Below are 21,062 nucleotides of genomic sequence, written 5' to 3'. Positions count from 1 at the left end.
CGTCGCTCGGCCCGCTTCACATGGGGGCGAGCAGAAGCTGACGGACTCTGCGGGCAATGCGCTGTCCCCCGCGCCGGTCGTCGCCTGCCGCCTGCTGAGCGGCGTCGGCCCAACGCGCCAGTTCATCCGGAGCGTCCAGGGCGCGGCGCAGTGCCTCGGCCTCGTAGGTGCGGCGTGCCCGGTCGTCGCTCAGTACGACAAGGGGCGCGTCCGCGGAGTCGAGCACGGCCGCGGCCTGCTGCTGGACGGCTCCGAACGGGGGCAGCACGGCCAGCGGAACCCCCGCCGTCTGCGCCAGCGTCACACCCGTCAGGGCCGGCGAGGAGACCAGCAGGGACGCGTCGGCCAGAGCCCGTTCGGCCGCCGGATCCCGGGCCGTGAGGACGGCGGCATCCGGCACCAGCGTCGTCACCGCTGCGGCGACATGCTCGCTCCCCGGGCCGTACAGGTGCACTGCGAAGACCGGGCAGAGGTCGCCTTCCGTCAGCACGGCCTGTGCCGTGCGCAGGAGACGGGTACAGGCCTCGACATCTCCGGCGTCCGGCACAGCCAGCCGGATCAAGGCTCCGCGACCATGCCGGGCGCGGACCGCGCGGGGCGGCGCGACCGTCCCGGCCCGGTGTACGCCCCGGTGCGGCACGGCGGGAAGCCAGCCAGGCCGGTGCAGGCTTCGTATCCGGGCGGAGGGCCAGCCGTTCGCGGGCGGCACCCCGGTACTGGACACGAAAACCACCGGGGTGCCCGCCCGTTCGGTGCGCTCCGCGAGGTCGGTGTCGTCGCAGATGATCGCCACGTCGGCCTGCGCCTTGGGCGACTCGGCGCCGTCACTCGGCCCTTGGTTGTGCACCAGTTCGACTTCGGTCAGGTGGGCGCAAGTCCAGCGGAGCACGGTATGCGATTCGGGATCGCCCGGCAGGGCGGCCGCCAGGACCTTCAGCCCGGCCCGTGCGGATGTGAGGGGTGTCCCCATGGATCAGTAGCTCCATTCCGGGACCGCGCCGAGCCGGGCGAGATCGTCGCTGTATCCGGCGGCAGTCGCGGAGCAGCCGTTGCACAGGGTGGGTCCGTTCGCCTTGAACAGGTCGGCGTGCTCGCGAAACACGGGGCTGTTCAGCTCCACCTTCCCGGAGGTGTTGCGCAGCGGGGCGCCACCGGGGCCGGCGTCGTCCTCCGTGTGCGGAAGACAACTGCAGGAGAAGGCGCGACCGTTCTTGCCGTCGAGGTAGATGACGTCGTCGGTCACCAGGCACAGCGGGCCGGAGGGCCGGGGCGTGATCGACTCGTCGAAATAGGCCTTCTGTTCCTCGGGGTTTTCACCGTAGAACCGCTTGCCCAGCGGGACGAGCACCTTCCGGGGGTCGGCCTCGTAGATGGGATCGCACGCCGTCAGGACGTCGGCAGGGTCCGGGTACCGGATCTCCCGGCCGAGCTTGATGGCCGACAGCTCCCACTGCTCGACGCCTGCCTCGGTGAGCACTCGTTGGAGGTCGGGCATCTGCGCGTAGTTGTGCGGGCCGACAACGGTGTTGACCCGGGGGATGATTCCCAAGTCCCTGGCCCGCCGCAGGCCCTCGAGGCCCGCGTCGAACATTCCGGGGGAGCGGCGGTACACATCGTGGGTTTCCCCCGAGGAGCCGTCGAGGCTCACGATCACCTGGGCGAGGCCGGCCTCTGCGAGCCGGTCCACGAAGCGCGGAAGGAACATGCCGTTGGTGATGAGGGACATCCTCATCCCGTGCTCGGTACCCACGCGCACGAGTTCGAGGACCTCGCGGTGCATCAGCGGCTCGCCGCCGGTGAACCGCACGTACCCCACTCCGGCCGCGAGAGCCTCCGGGAGCAACTCGGTGAAATCCTCGGGCGTAAACCGATAGGTGTCACGGGACAGCGCGTACTCACACATAAAGCAGTCGGCATTGCACGCTTCAAGGATGCGAATGAACAGATATTTGTTCCGAGGGTTCTGCATACTTCCCACTTTCAAACAACAGCTGCCGCGGACCAGCGGGACAGGATTTCTGCCGCAACCCGCTCGGCCCCGCCGAAGTCCTGAGCGATTCGAGCGAAGGACGGGGCGCCGTTCGCGAGCAGATCGAGGCCCTTTTCGAGGTCGGTGGTGACCTCGCGGATCACGACGTCGCGAAGACGTTTCGAGCAGGCCGCAGCAATGCGCCAACGGATGCGCTCGACGGCGTACTCCTCGCCCTCGCGGTGCCATGTGTCGATGCTCGCGCGGGTGAGCACCTGGGTCGGCCAGGAGGTGCGGAGCTGCGGTGAGCAGGCGTGCTCGACCAGATCTCCGTTGAGTACCTGGCTGAGGTTCTGGGGCGGCAGCAGCACCGCGCTCCTGCCGACCGCCGCGAGCTCCAGCAGGGTGGTCAGCCCCGGTGACGTCATGATCCATCCGGCCCTGAGCAGGAGATCGAGGAATTCGTCGTGGGCACACCTCCGGATTTCCACGGTCATCGAGCCGGGCGAGGGCACCACGGCGTCCGGCGCCAGATTCCCGGTGATCACCACCCGCTCGACTCCCGCTCTCGACAGCGCGTCGAGCGCGGGCTCCAGCACCAGGCGCTGATACGAGTCGTCGGCGCTGCCGGTGAACGGGGAGTGCAGTCCGCCGAGGTTCAGGACCGCGAGACCGGCATCCCGGCCGACTGCGGTGGTCTCCGCCCGTAAGGCCGCCCGGGACAGACCGGCGGAGTCGGGCACGATGGGCGGGACCCACTTCAGGTTCTTCACCCGGCCCATGGCCGCTTCGGCGGCGGGCGGCAGGGGCAGAGTGCGCTGGGCACAGTAGAGCTCGACGTCGACGGGCAAGGGGTCGTGCTCGGTCCACAGGAACGGCAGGCTGTCGACGTAGATCACGGGGCAGCCGGTGTTCTGCAGAGCCGTGGCCAGCTCCGGGTCCAGGACCACCAGCGCCAGATCCGGCGCCAGTTCGGCGACGAGCGCGTCCACCTGGGCGGTGTCCGATGCATCGACGGTCCGCCATCGGGTGATGCCGAGGCCGGCGAGGACCGGTCGCCCCAGTTCGGTGCCGACTGCGGTGACCTCCAGCTCCGCCCGAGAGCCGAGGGCCCGCAGCACACTGGAGAGTTTGCCTGCGCTACCCCACCCGAAGTTCACTCCGGAAGCCAGGATCCGCAGGGGACGCGAGTCTGCGCGCACCTGGTGGTCAGACATGGCTGCCGGGTTGCTCGGCCGCCTCGTAGCCGTTCGGGAGCGATGTCTTCGGATAGCCGACGACCGGCTCGGTCACCCGCAGCGCCCTCGGGGAGGAAGCCGCCTTCTCCACGGTGGTCATGATGTCGGCCAGGTTCTCCTCGGTGAGCTCCTCCGGGAGGCGGCACCGCGTGGTGCTGGTGACCTCGCCGATCCCGGCCACCAGAGCCGGCGCGGAATCGCCTTCCTGGAGCAGAACGACCGGAACTCCTTGTGCGGACGCCCAGCCGAGCTCGACCATCACGCCGGGAGAAGGCGGGTCCCCGACGATGACGCACAGAACATCCGCGTTCGTCAAGGCGAGGTAGTCCGCGGGAGTGCATACCTCGGGCGCAAGCCAGGCCTTGCCCCACTGTTCATTCTGATGTGCATTGAATACCGCGTGTCCTCGGTCAATGAATGCCTGACGAAGCGTCTGCAGGTATTTCTTACGGCCCGGATACATTTCTCCGGTAGACCAATCCATCCACTGCGTGTAAGGAGCAGCCAGAAAGACGTACGACATGCGCCTGACACCTCCGTCCTTTTCTGCCGCCGTTGCGGATGATCAGAACATCCCGTGACGCATGTCGGGCACAAGAGGGGAATGTGAGCATGACTCTGCAGGGCACAACATGAAGCGGGGACGCATGCGCAGAAGTGATAACGCAACCGGCAAAGCGGACATGACGGAAGTCTGTCAACGGGGCTGAAGGCCTCAGGGCTGTTGCAAAGTCTTTTGATCTTGCGTGTGCGCTGGTCAGGCAAGGCCGAGGAGGTCCAGGGGTAGGCGGAAGCCGTCGTAGGACATCTCGCGGAGTCCGGCCGCGATGTTCGCGTGGCCGGCGGCTCGCAGGGTGTTGATCGCGAAGCTGCGGAGGGTGGCCATGTTGTCCGGGCCGTGTCCGGTGCGGACCGTGGAGACATCCTCGGCGAAGGAGGTGTCGCGGACGAAGTGGAGCCGGTTCTCGAGGGTCCACTGCGAGCGGCCGATCTTCGCGAGGCGCTCGGGGGAGGCTTCGCGGCTGTTCAGGTCCGTGATGACGTAGAGCGTCTCACGGCTGCGTTTGCCGGTCTTGCGCTGGGTGCTTCCCCGTCGACTGGGCTCGGCGCTCCTCGCGCCGTCGCGCCCATTCTTCCAACGACTCGTCATTCATCACAGCATCGTGGCGTAGTCGCGCCCCGCCCCGCCACCCGGGGCTGGGACCAGCGTCACCTCGAAAGATCTCACTGGCCATCGCGCGGACCTGGTCGCCTGTTACAGCCTCAGTGAGAGCGGCACCGGCGTCACATGATGGGTGGCCTGCCCGCGCGGGTGAGGCGGGTGACGGTGCGCCAGGTCATGGGGGTGCGTTCTCCGTGGCCGCCTCGTAGGCCTTCGGCGAGTCCGGCGAAGGAGACTTGCAGGGCATGGCGTGCGCGTACGCGCCACAGGGTGATGAGCGTCCAGGTGGCGAGGTTGATCGGGATGAGGACGACCGGGAGGTTACGGCGGGCGACCCAGGCGCGGTTGCGGCCGTTGAGGCGGTAGAACGTGTCGTGGCGGGCGGGGTCGGTGGCGGGGTGCTGGACGAGGACATCCGGGCTGTAGAGCCGGTGTAGCCGTGATCCCACAGGCGCCAGGCGAGGTCGATGCCTTCACAGCCCCGCCCACCCCGCACGGTCCTGCGCCAGGAGCGTCATGCGCAGCGGCCCTCCAGCTCGGCGCTCGGCAATCGCGGCCAGGCCAACTACTCCGCCGTCAAGGCCGGTCTCCACGCCACTCGCTCGCCCCGACCGGATGGGGCGACGGAGGCGGCGGCACCACCCGGGAGATGGTCGCCAAGGTCGCCGACCCTTCGAGGCTGCGCAGCCGGGCGACGGGCACGTGCGCACCGCCGCGCACCGGCGTCCGGCGCTGCACGGGCCGAGCGGTGGGGGGAGGGGCAGCGACGGGAGCGACCGCGAGATCGACACCGAAGATCGGCCGCACACCTTGCTCGGCGCAGGCGTTCGCGAAGCGCACGGCGCCGGCGACGGTGTCCCGGTCGGTGAGCGCTAGTGCCGTCATCCCGCGCTGGGCGGCCCGCTCGACGAGCGCGCCGGGGTGCGAGGCGCCGTACCGGGCTGAGTAGCCGGACGCCGCGTGCAGATGAGTAAAGGCGCCCTTCCTGCGCCTCCCGTCATGCCGCTCACCTCCCGCTTCGCTGGTCCCCAGCTAGCCACGTTCACTCGAATCGCACAATGTTCGAACGAGTGGATCGCGCTACTCGATCTTGATGTGACGACGGGCGATAGCTGGCCCTTCCGGTCCGCAGTTGGCCGGCAGTCGGCCGGACGCATGATCGGGCGGACGGTGGTCTCTGGCAGCATGGGCCTGTGAACAGCGAGAACGACGCGGCCGGCGGACTCCAGCTACTGACGGGCTTGGAGGTCAGCGCCGTATCTTTCGTGCGCGACTACGTCGAGCTGCACTTCGATGGGCCGGTATTGCGGGCCTTGAGTAACCCCTTGGGCGTGTACGGGGGGCGCGAGTGGCACTTCCCCGCACCGGGGTCGCTGGACCTCATGCGCTGCTACATCGGCAAGACCGTCGACGCATACGAAGAGGATCCAGGACGGATTCTCACTCTGCACTTCGGGGAGCACCGCTTCGGCATCCCGCTGGACGACGGATCAAGCCTGGGGCCCGAGTCGGCCCACCTGGTCGGCGTCGACGCGAGTGGTATGACTTCCCCCCTCGGCGGGATGTGGATCTGGTAGGCAAGGGCTGCGCCAACCCGGCGTGGCCAACTATCGGTCGACGGTGTGGCCAACTGTGAATCGTGATCAATCTCCAGCTCGGCGATCGTCTCGTCCTCGCCGGGTCGGCGATCCGCCGCATCGTCAGGCCCGGCAGGTAGGCGATGCTGGATTACGGCTGGTGGACCCGACTCAAGCCACATTTCCGTGGGGCGTTCAAGGACCAGGGCGACAAGATGCAGGAAACCGCACGCGACCAGCTGATCGCGGAGACGAAGGCTTTCGAGAAGCAGATCGACAAGCTCCGCAGCGGGCAATGAGAATGAACGGTCGGTGCTCGGTCAGGTCCGTGCGGGGGTGCACGCAAGCGCTTCTCTTGGAAGGACTACCGTGACCTGCTGGTGCGGGCACACATCCAGCTCGACGGCCCGATCGTGGTGGTCTGGGACAACCTCAACACCCACCTGGCCGCCGGGCTGAAACGGCACGAGGCCGAGCACGACTGGCTCACCACCATCCGACTCCCGCCCTATGCACCCGACTTGAACCCCGTCGAGGCCGTCTGGTCACTCGTGCGCAGAGCGATGGCCAACACCGCCTTCGACACACCCGACGACCTCGACCGCAAGCTCCGCCGCGAGTTACGCAGAATCCAGCTTCGGCCCCACCTGATCGACGGCTGCCTCACCGCGACCGGCCTGACCCTCGCACCACCGACCCCACCCTGAGAACCTCAGTAGGAGTTAACACGGTCCAGTCTGAGGTCGGACTGCTGTTGGGCTGGTGACCGTGGGCCGCGTGTCGCGCGACTGCGCAAGTACTGGCCGGAAGCTTCTCGTTTGATGGTCAGTCATGCGTGCCCGGATCAGCGGTGGGCGGCTACGACACTCGTAAGGGTGAGCCTGCCGGGTGGGGAGGGGGGCAGCTGCAGGTGATGGGATTCTTCGGAACCACTGAACGTGCTCTGGAGCGGTGGACGACGAACGTGTGGCGGCTGCTGTTTCCGCCGAGAGGACGGCAGTTGGAGGTCGTGGCGATACTTCACCGGCAGTGCGACGACAATGCATTGATCCTTGGGCGGCAGCGCGTCCTAGCGCCCAACGCCTACATCGTCGAACTGCTGCCCGAGATCCACCGCCAGCTCGCGGTCGGCCAGCGCAAGTCCACTCGAGCTGCATCTGGTGAACCAGGTACGCCGGCATGCCGCCGAACAGGGCTACACGTTCGCAGGCCCTGTGGCCGTAGACCTGCGCCCTGCAGCAGGCGCGACGCCTCGGTTCCGTATTCATAGCCGCATCGCGCCCGCCGAACCCCACGCTCCCCGGCTGGCCACTTGGACGTGACCAGCAGACGATCAGCGACGACCGGCAGCCGAATGTCAGCGGCAACGCTCGGCACCGCATCTCCCGTGTGCTGACATCGTTTCGCCGCAGGGAGCTCTGCGGAACACGACTGCCCTCTGGCCCGGACTCAGTGCTCGGTGAGCATGCCCGCCCGGAGCTTGCCGAGCGTGCGGTTGAGGAGGCGGGAGACGTGCATCTGCGAGACCCCGAGTTCCTGGCCGATGTCGGCCTGCGTCATCTCCTGGCCGAAGCGCATCTGCAGGATGCGGCGCTCACGGTCGTCCAGCTGCCCGAGCAGCGGCGCGAGAGCGTGCAGGTTCTCCGTCAGTTCCATCGCGGGGTCGATGTCGCCGAGGATGTCGGCGTACGCACGGCCGCCGGTGCCGGTGGGTGCGTCGTCGCTGTCGATGTTCGGGGTGTCGAGGGAGCCGGCGGTGTAGCCGTTGGCGGCGATCAGGCCCTCGATGATCTCGTCCTCGCTCAGGTCGAGCAGCTCGGCGAGTTCTTTCACCGTCGGGTCGCGGTCGAGCACGTCGGACAGTTCGTCGCGGGCCTTGGCGAGTTCGGTGCGGAGCTCCTGGAGCCGGCGCGGGACGTGGACCGCCCAGCTGGTGTCACGGAAGAAGCGCTTGATCTCGCCGACGATGTAGGGGACGGCGAAGGTGGTGAACTCGACCTCGCGGCTGAGTTCGAAGCGGTCGATGGCCTTGATGAGACCGATGGTGCCGACCTGGATGATGTCTTCCATCTCGCCGTTGCCGCGGTTACGGAACCGGCGTGCGGCGAACTGAACGAGGGAGAGGTTCATCTCGATGAGGGTGTTGCGAGCGTATTGATATTCGTGCGTGCCCTCTTCGAGTGTCTGCAGCCGGTCGAAGAACACCTTGGACAGGCTCTTGGCATCCCTCGGCGCGACCTTGCCGGCATCCTCGACCCACGGCAGGTCGCACACTGTCTGCGAGGCGTCGGCGGTTGTCTGCTCCGGCTCCGTCAGGCTGTGGTGTGTGACCCTGGGCATAGCGCTTCCTTCCTTGTCTGCGGTGTGGCATCCACCGCTTTCCCAGACCGGGACCCGTCATTCCCGTGACTTGGAGAAATTCTGCACCACGATCAGCTGGTGCCGAACTGCACTCTCGGCGCGGTTCGACGGTGCAGTTCGCCCGGCATTGACGGTTCGGGTCTCACGGCGGTCCGGTAGGCGCGACAGCTTCGCCGTCGCTTGCTCACGCGAGACGCTCGTCCGCATGCAAGCTGATCAGCTGCTGCCGCTTGGCGGTGGTGAGGTAGAGCATCCGGTCGGCGAAGGCCTCGGCGGCTTTCCGCGCCGGGGTGCGCTCACTCGACGCGGCCCGACTCGCGGCCATGGCCCAAGGCATCAAAGCAGCCGAAGCCATGGCCCCCACCCAGGGGTCGAGTCCGCCACGGCGGACGTGGTCCTGGGATCCGTTGCTGCCCTGAGTGGCCGCACCAAGGGCGCCGACCGCAAAGCATGGGGGACACGGACTGATCACCACAGTGGTCCTGCCTCCTCGACCGGGCCACGGAAGGGGCCGAAGTCAGATCGGCGCGTTGCTGCGGCACAGCACAGTCCGTCGCCTTTGCTCCGCCGAGAGCCGAGAGCCGAGAGCCTTAGCCACCATGTCAGTGGAGGGGGTTCAGGCTGCGGAGTGGGCACGGGGTCTGTCGGGTTCCTCGCCGGCGGCGGTGAGCTGTGTCCGAAGCCCTGCGAGTCCTTTGGCCAGCGCTCGGCGTTCGGTGGAGGGCATGCTGTTGATGGCCTGGTGGAGCATGTTCTCGCGCTGCTGGCGGAGGCGTTGCAGGTGCCTTTTGCCTGCGGTGGTCAGGCGCAGGGTGATTTCTCTTCTGTTGTCGGGGCACGGGAGGCGTTCGAGGAAGCCGATGGCTTGCAGGCGGTCGCACATGCGGCTGACGTTCGGAGGCGCGGAGGCAACGATTTTGCACATCGCCTGCATGCGGATGCCGTCATCACGGTCGACGACGTACATCAGGCGCAGTTGCGCGGGAGAGGCGGGCGCGATGGCGTCTTTGGTGCGTTCCCATATCACGTCGAGGAGTTCGGTGATGCTGCTGGCCGCCTGCGCGGCCTCGTGGCAGATGCTGTTGGGGGCGGCGTCTGACGCGGGCATGTCTTCCCAGTCGGTGTGAATTTCTGCCCGGTGATCGGCCGGGCGATGGCGTTGTGTGGCGCAGCCAGGGCTGGCGGGGTGGCCGCTGCCACGTTCTCCTGGTCTTTGCAGTCTCAGCGGTGCCGGTGGAGGCGAGCTGTGAGGTATTCGAGGGTACTGGTGAGGTCCGGGAGCCGGTCAGCATCCGGGCCGGGGCGTCCAGCAGCAGAGGCACCTCTGCCGCGGATGGACAGCCCCGGCGATGGCCACTCGTACGGTGGTGGAGGAGCGGAGCGCCGCCGGTGCCAGCGCTCCGCGGCCGGCCCAGGACGGGCCTGCGAATGCAAGCCGTCAGCAACGAACTCGCGGCCCGCGGCACCGAGACGGCGCACCGGCTCCCACTCGACAGCCGGAACCCGGCGACGCCGGTCGTGGCGCGGGGACCCACGCGGGGTCAGGTGTCCGTCGGCTCGCCGTGCTTTGGGCGGGGCCTGGTGCGAGGGCGTTTGAGCCGTACGGTCATGTAGGCGTCTGCGGTGGGGACGAGGTGCCGCTTGCGGCCATTGATCATCTTTCCTGGGCCTTAAGCGCGGGGTGACCTCCCCGGCGGTCGATGCCGCTGGGACTGACTGCATGCCCGTGGGCCGGTTCTCGGGACTCCGGCACCGTCCATACCGGATTACCTCGAAGGTTGACACTCGGAAATCTGTGTCGGCTGGAGTAGACATTGGGTGGTGGTGTGGTTATGGTTTCTGTCGTAGCCAGAAGGACAGCAGGGCCTGGCAGACACGAACTGCCGGGCAGTGGTACGCAGTTGCAGGACGGTGCGGTGGTGGAGTTCCGAAGCCGGAGCGGTTGCAGGTGGCGACGGGACTGACGGCCGGACCGGGTGGCGCCCGCAGTGATCAGGGGCCGCCGTCAGCAGTAGCGCAGTGGCAGTACCTGTAGGTGCAGTTCGCAGTACCCAGCAGTGAAGTCAGTGAGCAGCACCTCGGTGAAGGCGTCGGCTGCGGGCGCGCGCACCGGGAGGTTCGGCAGTGGGGTTCTAAGCCAGAGCGGATGCAGGACGGGCAACGGGGCTGGCTGCCGAAGAGTGGCGCTATCGCAGGCCACCGGTAGTTCGCATCACCAGCAGTACAGAGCAGTACGCAGTACCAGTAGTAGGTAAGTGATCACCGAGGGAAGAACGGAGGAGCCAGGCGCCATCAGGATCGCCCGGGCAGAGATTGTTGAGTCCGGGTACCGCAGGACATCGATAGTGAGGTGGTCTCCGGTCGAGCAACCGCGATCCCCGCATTGCCCGCCCTCTCCCGGGTGGACGTGCGGACACACAGGGCCGGCGCAGTACCAGGGCCGGCAGATGGTGTAGCAGTTCCTTCGGGGCCCTGGTGCCAATGGCACCAGGGCCCCTCCACGCGTTCCACAGAGAGGTGCAATGACAGCAGACGACTCGTACGGCCGTCTCGATGACGACGACTACCCCGCCTACACCATGGGCCGGGCCGCCGAGATGATCGGCACAACCCAGTCCTTCCTCCGCGCCATCGGCGACGCCCGCCTCATCACCCCGCTCCGCTCCCCGGGCGGACACCGCCGCTACTCCCGCTACCAGCTGCGCGTCGCCGCCCGCGCCCGGGAACTCGTCGACCAGGGCACGCCCATCGAGGCCGCCTGCCGCATCATCATCCTCGAGGACCAGCTCGAAGAGGCCCAGCGCATCAACGCCGAACACCGCCGCACCGCGGCATCGGCGAAGCCGACAGCCGCCGCCTGAGACCGCTGTTCCTGTCCAGCAGTCAGCTGCCGCCGACCTCATGCACGTTGCCCGGAACGCTGCAGCGTCCCGGGCGACATCGACTTCGGGGCTTCCGGCTCCCGGCCCTGCCAGTGCACGCCGGACGGGCCGGAGATCCTTCCACTCAACTACTGCGTCGACGACGAGGACATCGCCTTCAGGACCGCGCCCGACAGCGTCGCAGCGTCGGTCGACAGGCACGATGCCCTTCGAGGTGGATCACATCGACGATGTGATGAGCGAAGGCTGGAGCGTTCTCGCTGTCGGCACTGCCCGCGCCGTCACTGCCCCTCATGCCGTGCGCCGCCTCAACGAGCTTGCCCACTCGGCCCCCTGGGCCGGTGGCGGGGATCGGACCTTGTGGGTGGCTCTCGCGCCCCGGCGTATCACTGGCCGCCGCATCGTCGCCGTGCCGCCCGGCCAGTCGTAGCCTCCCGCAGCGCGGGTGATACCTGGTCCCGGATCGGAGCTGCTCTCGGTATCTCCCGGCAGGCCACCCGCGAACGATTCGGTACACCAGCGTCTGACCGTTGAGCAGCTGCGCCCGGGCCGGCGGCTTCGGTATCCATGTCGGCGTCGGTTTTCGGGCGGCCTCATGGCGGGTGTCGGGTGTGAGGCGGCATCGACGCTGCTGGTGCTGGACAGTTGTCCTGTGAAAGGTCTGCCTACGAGGGGACATGGCTGTGCCGGATCCGCTGCGTCCGTTGACTGTCCTGTGCTCGTTTTGTGGGGCCACGTCTGGGGACGGGGCGGGTCGAACGTTGTGGGTGATAAGAGAGCAGGTGTCGGTGACGTGGCATCGCGCGGACCTATGCCGCTGACCGGATCCTCGCGGAGCGCGAGGCCTGAATCCTTTCCGCCTGCGCGCACGCCAGGGGCGCGGCGGAGGCGTGTGGCGGGGCGTGTGGGTTGTCGAGTGAGGCACGACGGCGTGCTGTACCGGGCTCCTGCAGCTGCTCGCGTCTCACCGTTCGGTGGGCAGGCAAATCCTGTGGATTGCGTGGTCTCTGGCTCGGGTCTGTTTCTCCTTTCAACGAAGGCTCTCGTGCCGCTTCAACTTGGGCAATTGCCAACGTAAGAATCTGTTTCTGCTGCCTGTGATTCCGACGGCACGGCAGTTGCTCGGCAACTGTTGTCCCGTGGCAATCTTCGGTCCTGCACAGCGACTTGGAACCGGAGGTACACCCGCACGTGGCGGCGACAACCAATCCCACTGTCAGGAGACGCCGTCTTGGGGCCGAGCTTCGACGGCTCCGCATGGCCAGCGGGCTGACGAGCACCGAAGCGGCCGCGCGGCTCTTGGTCTCGCAGCCCAAGATCTGCCATCTGGAGAAGGGCAACCGTGCCACCAGCCCCCGCGACGTGCGCGACCTGTGCGCGATCTACGGAGTGACGGACCAGCAGGTCATCGACTCCCTGATGCAGATGGCCAGGGAATCCGGCCAGCAGGGCTGGTGGCACCCCTATGGCGACCTCTCCAACAGCGTCTATATCGGCCTGGAGACGGACGCCGTGTCCCTCCATGCCTACGAACCCATGGTGATCCCCAGCCTGCTGCAGACCCCCGCCTATGCCGAGGCCGTCATGGGGGAAACGATCCCTCTGCTCACGGTCGAACAGGCCGCCATGCGCCTCAAGGTGCGGCTGCGCCGTCAGCACCGGATCTACGACCCGACCTGCCCGCTGCGTCTGTGGGTCGTCGTGGACGAATCGGCACTGCGCCGCGTCGTCGGCAGTCCCGACATCATGCGCGAACAACTGGAGCACCTGCACGCACTCGGTGGCGAGCCGCACATCACCGTGCAAGTCCTCCCCTACACGGTCGGTGCCCATCCGGGCCTGTCAGGACAGTTCTCCATCCTGCAGTTCGCCGACAGCCCCGACGCCGTGGTGTACCTGGAGCGGTTCACCAGCGACCTCTACCTGGAGAAACCCTCCGACGTGCAGCACTACAGCCTGAGGTACGACCACCTCCAGGCCCAGGCTCTCGACCCCGCCGGCAGCTGCGACTTCATCACCGACGCCATCAAGACGTACACCAGCGGCGACCCCGATGTAGGCGGTCATGGTTAGAAGGCGCAAGGCCTCCAGCCAACGGGGCCTTCCCGGTGACGGCGTCTCGTGCCCTCTCCAGCGTGCGCACTGCTCGGTCGGGGGCCGGCGCTGCCGCGCCCGGCCGTCGTGGCTACTTCATGGTGGCGATCTCGTCGAGGCCGGTGTGCCGAAAGGCCCGCTGAACCATCCGCGGCGTGCCGTGGATGGTGACTGCCGGGGTTCGCGCCGGGAGGTGATGGCCCGTATCAGCGCGTAGGCGCTGGCGAGGTCGAAGCGCGTGACGGCGTGCATGTCGACGAGCCAAGCGCTGGCTTCACTCAGCGGCGGGGCGTCGAGGATTGTCTCCAGCTCTGGCAGGGCTTCGATGCTGATCTCCCCGGCCAGCACCAGCTCCGCCCGCTGATGGTCGGCCGCATAGACCGTGATGCCCGGTGCGGCCTGCGGGGCAACGGGATGTTCGGCTGTCACGGTGCCCTCCCTCGCGCGCCCACGGCGCTCCGCTGCTCCCTATGGTCGCCCCGCCCGGCAGGCCCGGGCTAGACGGGCGACCAGCTACGTCACGGGACGGCTTGGACTGCGGTGTGGGCCAGCACCGCTCACACCTGGCCCACACCTGACGGGCTTGCCCAATGGCCCGGGCAAGCCCTGCTCTCCAGCATGCCCCTGTGCTGTGATTGCACTTCCCCGCCCGGGCACGCCGCGGATGCAGACGGCTCGGTTCACGAGCCGGACAGCGGATGACAGCACGAGACCCTCAGCGCCTCTATGAGGACGTTCCTGGTTGACCCGGGTTACGGCCTGGCGAGGTCCTTATCGAGGCGCCGGGGGATCACCAACCGCCTCCCAAACCCGTCCACATCTGCTGTTCCTGGAGATGCACGAAGCCAGGACGGGTGACCGCTCTCATCCAATCGAGGCGTTTACTCAGCGAACCCAGTCGTTCGGCCTTCCGTCTCAGTGAACCTAGTCGTGCGGGTAAATTGCACTGGGGGTTCTGGGTGGCCGTACCGGCAGGGGTGGATCCTGGAGCCGCCAGAGGTCACCTTCCGAGGTCAGCTACACGGTGCAACACTGCCTCCGTGGATGACAGGGCACGCTATGAGGCGCAACTTGACACGCTGATTGCGCTCATCACCTACATGGCTCTCACAAGATGGCGGAGCCGCTCTCCCAACGGTCTCTCAAAGGATCTTGGTTTAGCTGAGGATGTTGTTACCCGCGCGTTGCACGGGTTTCCTGGCTTGTTCCGCAAGAGTGCCGACTTCTATCCGACTGACGCTGGACTCCAACACTCCTTCACCCTGCATGCGCGCTATGCACGGCGTCGACCTCGGGGGAAGATTCCGCCTTGAACCAACCAGCCGGTGCACACAACGCGGCATCCCTCAGCGACCCCGAGCCCACTCAGGATGGGGCGGGAGAGGAATTGGATGCTGAAACGCTCCGCGCGCTCCTCGACTACGTGACCGAACGCGCAAGGGCTGAGCGCGCCACCCGTTTTCATGCCCAATCGATTCGGTGGCTGCTTGCCGGAGCCATCGCAGCCGCCCTTGCCAGCTTGGCAGCAGCGATCATCCAGGCCCTCCGATGAATAGACATTGACCACGCAGGTCAGCGACTGCCGGAGCAGCCTCGGAGTCAGGAGCTCGACGGGGACGTTACCTTGTCATCTGCCACAGCTATGTACAGCCCGGGCAGGACCCAACGCCGACGGAATCCGGGAGCTGGCCCACACCCGACGGGCAAGCCCAAAGCCCCGTTGGGCAAGCCAAAAGGAGCTATGGCCTTCCCCGCCCAGAATGAGCCCCATCTGCCGGCAGTGCCGCGCGTACTCGCTGTTGTCACCGGTCACCCGTTGGCTGCCCAGTCGAGTCCGTGGTCGGCGAGTTGCTGGAGTTGGTCGGTGGTGAGCTTCGCGCGGCGGGTTTTGGTGTTGGAGAGGAAGACTCCGGGCTTGATCTCGGTGCCGTCGTCGAGCTGTTCGATGTGGTTCCTGGTGCCGGTGCGGGCTGTGTACTGCGCCAGGGCTGCTACGCCTCGTTCGAAGGCCGCTGTTCGTCTCTGTGAGGGCTTGGCTCGACGCGGCTGTGTCTCGGGTGCCGGGGACGGTTCGGCGGGCTGTACGCCGAGCCGTTCGCGCTGTCCCTCGCTCAGCCGTGCCCAGTCCTGGCGTTGGGCTTGGAGCCAGCGTCCGACATCCATGCCGTGGACCATCGCCCCGGGCTCCACGTCCCGGACGTCCCCGGGGCCGCTCCCGGACGTCAGGAGGCGGCTCAGGGCGGCGTAGTGGCGTTGCCAGTCGACGGACCATGCCGGGCGCCAGTCGGGATCGATCGCGGCGAGCAGCTCCGTGCGCCGCGCCGCCCGCACGGGATCCTTGCCCAGTCCGTTCGTCTTGCGCGCGTTGGCGAGCCACTGGCCCACCGGCTTGTCGAGGATGGCTGCGGTGACGGGCGCGGCGAGCGTCCCGTACGTGTCGAACCAGGCGCGGGCCGCGCCGAGGTTCTCTTCCCAGGCTTCGTCGGCGGGGTCCCACACGATGCCCAGCGCTTCCAGGTCGTCGGCCCGCTCCGAGGGCATGGTTCCGGCGCGCATGGCTCTGCGCTGACTGGACGCTGACCGAAGCCCGGCTCGGTCAGGCCCGGCTGCACCGCAACGGCCGCGACGCCGACCCGATCCTCGTCCTCACCGCAGCCGCGCTGGAGCGCTATGGCCTGCCCGCCGCCCTGTCGGAGGAGGAGCGCCGCCACGGACGGATCGCGGACAGCCACAAGGTGGTCAAGCAGATCAAGCGGGCCGGCCTCCAGCTCACCCAGCGCGGATTCGGGCCGTGGGCGCGCGTCTACCGCGAGCCCGAGGGATCCAAGTGGCACTGCGTCCAGCTGTGCATCCTGCCGTGGAACGCGCTGGACGCCCGGGAGTGGGACAAGAAGGACGACCCGCAGCTGCCGACGATGCACCTGGCCGACCTCGCCCGCTACCTCGGCTTGTATGCGGCGCGGGTGATGACGCCACGCGGCACCACCGCGACGACCGGCCTCGAGCTGATGGTCGCGCTGCGCCCGCCGACCCGCGCGGAGAAGGACGAGGCCACCGGCGAGTTCAAGCGGGCCTTCAACGACGACGCGCTCACCGCTCTGTATCCCGTGGTGGAGTGCGAGGTCCCCGACGAACACCCGATCCTCAAGGACAAGTTCGCCCGGCACCACCTGCGCACCCCGGCAGAGATGCTGATGGAGGAGCCCTACGACTGGTGCCGGCCGCTGAGCACACCGGTCCTCGTGCGTGCATCACTGGACCGCCTGGATGAGCGGCCGTGGGACAAAGCACCCTCCTATGAGTACTGTCGCACCCAGGCTTGGCCTTCGGCCATCGCTGTTGCCAGTCGGATGGCGCCGCGGGCGACAACGTGTTTCCGGGTTCTCGATCCGGGTGATTGTGCAGGCCTGCCACAACTCGTTGAGTGTGTGGTCTTCGGCGGTTTTTCAACGCGGCGTCCCAGTAGCCCTGGTAGCCGAGGGTGCCGCCTGCGACGCGAACCACGTCCGGGTTCAGGAGATTGACCAGCGAGGCGAGCGCCAGCCCGAACGCCTCGCCCGCAGCGCGCACCAGGTCCTGCACACGATGGTCTTCGTCGGCGAGCGCGGCACGGATTAAGGGCGGTGGCATTCCCGCAGCCCGCACAAGGGCACCACCGCCGGCCAGGTCGTCAAGGCGGCGTACGCCCTGCGGTGTGGTCATGGGCAGACTACCGATCTCGCCGGCCCAGCCGCGGGCCCCACGGATGACCCGTCCCTCGGACAGGTACGCCGAACCGACGGCAGTCCCGCACATGACCACCGCGGCGGTCGTGGACTTGGAGAGCGTGGCGGTCTCCTGCGCTAGCGCACCCCTGATGTCGTTGACCAGGACCGCGGGAACGCCGCGATCGCCGAAGCCGGCCCACCCAGCGAGCTGCGGCAGAACGTCGGAGACCTTGACCCGGCCGTGCTCGACCAACCCGGGAACCGCGATGCCCAGCACCGTCGGCTCCAGCCGGTGGAACGCAAGAAACTCCTCGACAGCCTTCTCCAGGTCGCTGGGGGTGGCCTCGGGCCCGGTCTCCACCCGGTGGGTGATCACACCACCACCCAGCTCCAGCCCGTCGGCAAGCATCAACGCCTTCGTCCCGCCGACATCGACACCCACCGCTGCCCGCCGCAATGTCCCGCCCTCCGCCCTATGTTGATGCGCCAGCCCACACTGCCGCCACCCAGGATGTCAGCTACCGGCTCACCGAGGCCGCCATGACCTGGCCGTCGGCTCGCCTGCGGTCACCGTCCCTCTGCCGGCGGGCCGATCTCGCTCCGATCCGTCAGGCCCTTCGTCTCCCCTGACCCGGCCCGGGCTGCCGTCACCGCCCTGCTCGTCTTCCACGCCCTGCGTGCCGGCGTGGTCCGCCGCCTGACCCTCGCCAGGCCCTCGGGGCGCAGACAGGGCCTCTGCGTGATGCCCGGACGGACCGTCCTGCTCGCTGAACCGGTCCGCGTACGCCTGGCCGCCTACCTCGCCCATCGCAGCCACCGCTGGCCCACCACCGCCAACCCCACCTCTCTTCATCACCCAGTGCACTGCACCGTCCACCACACCCGTGTCCCGTGACTGGCTGTACCGGCAGTACCCGGACTCCGCCACGTCTTGCGCAGCGACCGCATCGTCGACGAGGTACAGGCCGCCGACGGCGACGCCCTGCTGATCTGCGAGCTGTTCGGCCTCGGCATCAAGGCCCCACCCGCTACACCGCCGCCAGCGGGCAGTTAAGCCGATAGCGGCGCGATGGTACAGATTCTCAACAGACCCGCGCGTGCTGTGTAGTGGGTGGGTTTCATGGCTGGGGCGGCTTGCTCTGGGCGTGTAGCCACGTGTTGAAGAGGCTGGTCAGGTCTTTTCCTGACTTGGCCTGGCACAACTTCACGAAGTCCGATGTCTGCACATTGCCCTGTCTGTGCTGCTCGCTCCAGGTATGCCAGGATGGTGAAGAAGGCCTGGTCGCCCACAGTTTTGCGGGACCTGATGCAGGGTCATGGCTCCTCGGCCGTAGACGGGCGCGTCGGAGACCTTGGCCGGTGTCGGCGGGGCTGCTGGGGGGAAGTCCCAGATGCCTTCGCTCTCGGGGTGGGTGCCGTTGTAGAAGGCGTCGAAGGTTGCTTGGACTGTGGGGCCGTCGTGTTCCTCGTCCCAGAGCCATTCAGCGTAGGTTGCGAAAGCCTTCGTTGAGCCACATGTCCTGCCAGGACCGAGGGGTCACGGAGTTGCCGAACCATTGGTGGGCGATTTCGTGGACGACCAGCTTGGTTGCCGGGGCCTTCTCGAAGTAGGGCCTGGTCTGTGTTTCGAGCGCGTACCCCAGGCCGGGGTGGTGGTCGACAATGGCGCCGGTGGTGCGTGAACGGATAGCGGCCGAAGCGGGTTGCGGCCCAGGTGGTCACCTCCTTCCATGAGAGCCGGCAAGTGCTGTTGCCGCGTCCGCTTGGTCGGGATCGACGGCGACGTAGACAGGGAGAGCGCCGCTTGTCTTTTTCGGTGATCTCGAAGTCGCCGACTGCGACAGTGGGCGGCGTAGCTGGGCATGAGGGTCAGGGCTGCTCCAGGCGAACGTATCCAGGTCACCTTTTACGGGAATGGCGCTTCAGCGTGCCGTTGGAGACGGCCTTCAGGCCGTGCGGGACCGTGTGGTGATGTCGTAGGCGGCCTTGTCCGAGGGCTGGTGGTTGCCGGGGAACCACGCCATGGATCCCGTGGGTTCGCCCAGGCTCACGGCGCCGTCGTCGGTCTCCAGCCAGCCTTCCGTCGCACCAGCGTCGTCCTCGATTGTCTCCGGTTCGCCGTGGTAGGCGACGATGGCGGTAAAGGTCTGGTCCCGCTGCACGGGCTCGGTGGGGCGCTGACGGTCAGTTTCGTCTCCGCGACGTCTCGTGTGTGCCGCGTTCTTGTTCACGGTTGCCGACTGCACGGGTCAGCCGTGCAGGTCGAGATTGAAGGAGCTAAAGCGTCTGGGTGGCACGCGCAGTGGATCACTGCAGTGGCCGTGAGCTCATTGTCGTCGGGCCGGTAGGAGAGTGTGAGGCCGTAGTGGACGACGTCGTAGCCGCCGTTGCCCAGCTGGGGGAAGAGCCTGTCACCGACGCCTGGCGCTCCTGGACCAGCCTGGGTCGTGGGGCGGTCGGCCTTGGGGTGGTGAGGTGCAGGCCGTACAGACCACTACGGTGGCCAAGCGCAGAGCAGCTGCCGTAGGGCACGGGGCACGCGAACTCCTTGAACGCAGGAGGTGGTAATCGGGTCTCAAGACGCTCCGGGCGGAGTTCAGGTGAAGCCAGCAAAGCTGCAGGGTTGTCATGGCCTCGCGGCGAGGCGGATACGAGCGGCGAGCAGCTTTTGCGGCACGCCGGTCGAACAGCCACCACAGATGCGCGGCCATCGCGGCAGCTCCGGCGCCCATTGTGCGACGCCTGGGCCGAATCCCCATCCGCTGGCTTTTGCTCTCATGGGAGAGCCACTACGCGGAGCTCGCTCCACACAACGGCTGGAGTCGTCAGTCGCAGACGCTGTCCCTGTCTTCTTTCGTATCCAGCATGGGACATCGCGCGAGCTAGGGTCAAGGTGAACTTGGCCTTGTATACGTGCCGTGGTTTTGACCTTGGCGACAGCGTGCGCTGCTCCGACCCAGGCGCGGACCGGTGTCTCGAGGACGCTGTCCTTCCGCGAGCGCTGGGCTGGACACCGTCACGCCGGACGGGTGCGGGTTCCCCGGCCGTTCCTTCACGCTGGACGCTGACGTACCCGCCGGGGCTGGACCGAGCGGGCGAACGTGGCGTCCCCACTGTGTCGGGGAAAGGGCACTTGGGCCCGCCCACCCTGCCCCTGAAGCGACGATCAAGAATGAGGCCAGCTAAAGCCAGAACCATGGCTGCACACGCCACCTGCTTCACATGCTTCCCCCTTTACGTAGCGCATGATCTTACGATCCATGGCGCATTCAAGGGGGATCACGCCACGCAGAGTGATCTGCCTCTCTTTGGACCACGGAGAAGCAACGTGCACATACGAAAAACGCTCGCGGTCCTGGTGAGCGGACTTGGCGCTTGGCGGTACTGCCGCTACCGCAAGCCCATGCGGAACCCGCCACCACCGCCCACACCCGTCCCGGCCGCGGGAGACAACGATGCCCGCGGATTCACCCCTGCTGACGCGGACGCCTATGGACGCCCGAGAGGATGCGCGCGGCGCAGCCGGTGAGGCGGAAAAAGCAACAGGCTGGTCCTGTACACCCCCACGCGGATTAGCGGCATCAACCCAGCAAGCAGTTCGAAGGCATTCCCGATTGTCGGGACCGTTCTTCTTCCAGCGACGGCACCGACCACGGGGCAAGCGATTCTGCGGAGGAACCGGTCTGTCAGCAGCCCAGGCAAGAATCTCGTTCATGAGGCGCCGGGCACTGCTTCCGAACGACCCAGGACGCACGCAAGAATCTGACGTTGCGCTTCCGCAGCTACGACAATGGAAAGAAAGCCCTTCGGGGGCATCTTCACCCGTCCAAGCGGGCGCGGATCTTACGTCGACAGCGCTATGCTGGCACAGGGCCCTGATGCCGCGGCCGACCTCGACTTCAACTTTCCTGCAGCTGGGAACCCCGCGGCGGCCAAGAACATCCAGGACGTCGTCCGGCGCGCCGCAGAACTCCAGCATCAACGCCGGCTATGAACAACGAAGCCCGTCCGTCTTCATCGGGTACCCCAACGTGCTGCAGCGGACCACTGGACTGCACCGACAAGGACCGTC

The 21,062-nt window shown here is 67.3% G+C and carries 19 protein-coding genes and 3 pseudogenes; 7 read left to right on the top strand and 15 right to left on the bottom strand.

Going from position 1 to position 21,062, the window contains the following annotated elements:
* Positions 1 to 16 precede the first annotated feature (16 nt).
* From blsF to ACQPWZ_RS00080, 7 genes and pseudogenes are all read right to left on the bottom strand, one after another.
* On the bottom strand, positions 17 to 970 hold the full coding sequence (gene blsF, locus ACQPWZ_RS00110) for a CGA synthase-related protein (protein ID WP_433570169.1): 954 nt from the start codon (positions 968 to 970) through the stop codon (positions 17 to 19).
* Positions 971 to 973: 3 nt separating this feature from the next.
* Positions 974 to 1,969 (bottom strand): cytosylglucuronate decarboxylase, encoded by a 996-nt coding sequence (gene blsE, locus ACQPWZ_RS00105; RefSeq protein ID WP_405566619.1) that lies wholly within the window; start codon positions 1,967 to 1,969, stop codon positions 974 to 976.
* 11 nt (positions 1,970 to 1,980) lie between these two features.
* The gene (locus tag ACQPWZ_RS00100) at positions 1,981 to 3,186 is read right to left on the bottom strand and encodes a hydroxymethylcytosylglucuronate/cytosylglucuronate synthase (RefSeq protein WP_433570168.1); all 1,206 of its coding nucleotides are present in this window, start codon (positions 3,184 to 3,186) and stop codon (positions 1,981 to 1,983) included.
* Positions 3,179 to 3,730 (bottom strand): hypothetical protein, encoded by a 552-nt coding sequence (locus ACQPWZ_RS00095; RefSeq protein ID WP_433570167.1) that lies wholly within the window; start codon positions 3,728 to 3,730, stop codon positions 3,179 to 3,181. The genes ACQPWZ_RS00100 and ACQPWZ_RS00095 overlap by 8 nt, the downstream gene beginning before the upstream one ends.
* Before the next feature lie 234 nt (positions 3,731 to 3,964).
* Positions 3,965 to 4,357: a hypothetical protein gene (locus ACQPWZ_RS00090; RefSeq protein ID WP_433570166.1), complete on the bottom strand. Its 393-nt coding sequence runs from the start codon at positions 4,355 to 4,357 to the stop codon at positions 3,965 to 3,967.
* Positions 4,358 to 4,491: 134 nt separating this feature from the next.
* Positions 4,492 to 4,844, bottom strand: a pseudogene (locus tag ACQPWZ_RS00085) (glycosyltransferase family 2 protein); the annotation flags it as partial.
* Between the two features lie 206 nt (positions 4,845 to 5,050).
* Positions 5,051 to 5,401, bottom strand: a pseudogene (locus ACQPWZ_RS00080) (PHP domain-containing protein); the annotation flags it as partial.
* Between the two features lie 161 nt (positions 5,402 to 5,562).
* Here ACQPWZ_RS00080 and ACQPWZ_RS00075 point away from each other — a divergent pair.
* From ACQPWZ_RS00075 to ACQPWZ_RS00060, 4 genes and pseudogenes are all read left to right on the top strand, one after another.
* Positions 5,563 to 5,946 (top strand): hypothetical protein, encoded by a 384-nt coding sequence (locus ACQPWZ_RS00075; RefSeq protein ID WP_433570165.1) that lies wholly within the window; start codon positions 5,563 to 5,565, stop codon positions 5,944 to 5,946.
* 143 nt (positions 5,947 to 6,089) lie between these two features.
* Complete coding sequence (locus ACQPWZ_RS00070) at positions 6,090 to 6,245, top strand: hypothetical protein (RefSeq protein WP_433570164.1); 156 nt, start codon at positions 6,090 to 6,092, stop codon at positions 6,243 to 6,245.
* Between the two features lie 36 nt (positions 6,246 to 6,281).
* Positions 6,282 to 6,653, top strand: a pseudogene (locus ACQPWZ_RS00065) (transposase); the annotation flags it as partial.
* Positions 6,654 to 6,859: 206 nt separating this feature from the next.
* The gene (locus tag ACQPWZ_RS00060; protein ID WP_433573744.1) at positions 6,860 to 7,216 is read left to right on the top strand and encodes an FhaA domain-containing protein; all 357 of its coding nucleotides are present in this window, start codon (positions 6,860 to 6,862) and stop codon (positions 7,214 to 7,216) included.
* A gap of 179 nt (positions 7,217 to 7,395) precedes the next feature.
* Here ACQPWZ_RS00060 and ACQPWZ_RS00055 read toward each other — a convergent pair whose 3' ends face one another.
* The 3 genes from ACQPWZ_RS00055 to ACQPWZ_RS00045 form a co-directional block, all read right to left on the bottom strand.
* Complete coding sequence (locus ACQPWZ_RS00055) at positions 7,396 to 8,286, bottom strand: RNA polymerase sigma factor SigF (RefSeq protein WP_433570163.1); 891 nt, start codon at positions 8,284 to 8,286, stop codon at positions 7,396 to 7,398.
* 205 nt (positions 8,287 to 8,491) lie between these two features.
* Entirely contained in the window at positions 8,492 to 8,632 is a 141-nt protein-coding gene (locus ACQPWZ_RS00050; protein ID WP_433570162.1) for a hypothetical protein, read from the bottom strand.
* 291 nt (positions 8,633 to 8,923) lie between these two features.
* Complete coding sequence (locus tag ACQPWZ_RS00045) at positions 8,924 to 9,415, bottom strand: MarR family winged helix-turn-helix transcriptional regulator (RefSeq protein ID WP_433570161.1); 492 nt, start codon at positions 9,413 to 9,415, stop codon at positions 8,924 to 8,926.
* A gap of 1,414 nt (positions 9,416 to 10,829) precedes the next feature.
* On the opposite strand from ACQPWZ_RS00045, the gene ACQPWZ_RS00040 reads away from it, so the two are divergent.
* The 3 genes from ACQPWZ_RS00040 to ACQPWZ_RS00030 all read left to right on the top strand — a co-directional run bounded on the left by ACQPWZ_RS00040 (position 10,830) and on the right by ACQPWZ_RS00030 (position 13,262).
* Positions 10,830 to 11,168: a MerR family transcriptional regulator gene (locus ACQPWZ_RS00040; protein WP_433570160.1), complete on the top strand. Its 339-nt coding sequence runs from the start codon at positions 10,830 to 10,832 to the stop codon at positions 11,166 to 11,168.
* Positions 11,169 to 11,208: 40 nt separating this feature from the next.
* Positions 11,209 to 11,619, top strand: coding sequence for a pyridoxamine 5'-phosphate oxidase family protein (locus tag ACQPWZ_RS00035; RefSeq protein ID WP_433570159.1), 411 nt, complete (start codon positions 11,209 to 11,211; stop codon positions 11,617 to 11,619).
* 761 nt (positions 11,620 to 12,380) lie between these two features.
* Positions 12,381 to 13,262 carry a helix-turn-helix domain-containing protein gene (locus tag ACQPWZ_RS00030; RefSeq protein ID WP_433570158.1) on the top strand — a complete coding sequence of 294 codons (882 nt, stop codon included), beginning with the start codon at positions 12,381 to 12,383 and terminating at the stop codon, positions 13,260 to 13,262.
* A 117-nt stretch (positions 13,263 to 13,379) separates the two neighbouring features.
* Here the strand turns inward: ACQPWZ_RS00030 and ACQPWZ_RS00025 are convergent, their stop codons facing one another.
* From ACQPWZ_RS00025 to ACQPWZ_RS00005, 5 genes are all read right to left on the bottom strand, one after another.
* A complete protein-coding gene (locus ACQPWZ_RS00025) occupies positions 13,380 to 13,712 on the bottom strand; it encodes an STAS domain-containing protein (RefSeq protein ID WP_433570157.1) in 333 nt (110 codons plus the stop codon).
* Between the two features lie 1,380 nt (positions 13,713 to 15,092).
* Positions 15,093 to 15,839 carry a helicase associated domain-containing protein gene (locus ACQPWZ_RS00020; RefSeq protein WP_433570156.1) on the bottom strand — a complete coding sequence of 249 codons (747 nt, stop codon included), beginning with the start codon at positions 15,837 to 15,839 and terminating at the stop codon, positions 15,093 to 15,095.
* Between the two features lie 588 nt (positions 15,840 to 16,427).
* Positions 16,428 to 17,399, bottom strand: a complete 972-nt coding sequence (locus tag ACQPWZ_RS00015; protein WP_433573743.1) for an ROK family protein — start codon at positions 17,397 to 17,399, stop codon at positions 16,428 to 16,430.
* A gap of 1,072 nt (positions 17,400 to 18,471) precedes the next feature.
* Positions 18,472 to 18,558, bottom strand: a complete 87-nt coding sequence (locus tag ACQPWZ_RS00010; RefSeq protein WP_433573742.1) for a M1 family aminopeptidase — start codon at positions 18,556 to 18,558, stop codon at positions 18,472 to 18,474.
* A 378-nt stretch (positions 18,559 to 18,936) separates the two neighbouring features.
* The gene (locus ACQPWZ_RS00005) at positions 18,937 to 19,221 is read right to left on the bottom strand and encodes a hypothetical protein (protein ID WP_433570155.1); all 285 of its coding nucleotides are present in this window, start codon (positions 19,219 to 19,221) and stop codon (positions 18,937 to 18,939) included.
* Positions 19,222 to 21,062 lie beyond the last annotated feature (1,841 nt).

It is taken from the genome of Streptomyces sp. CA-251247 (assembly GCF_050952975.1).
GTDB classification, from domain to species: Bacteria; Actinomycetota; Actinomycetes; order Streptomycetales; family Streptomycetaceae; genus Streptomyces; species Streptomyces achmelvichensis.
This window is presented reverse-complemented; position numbering and strand designations above follow the sequence as displayed.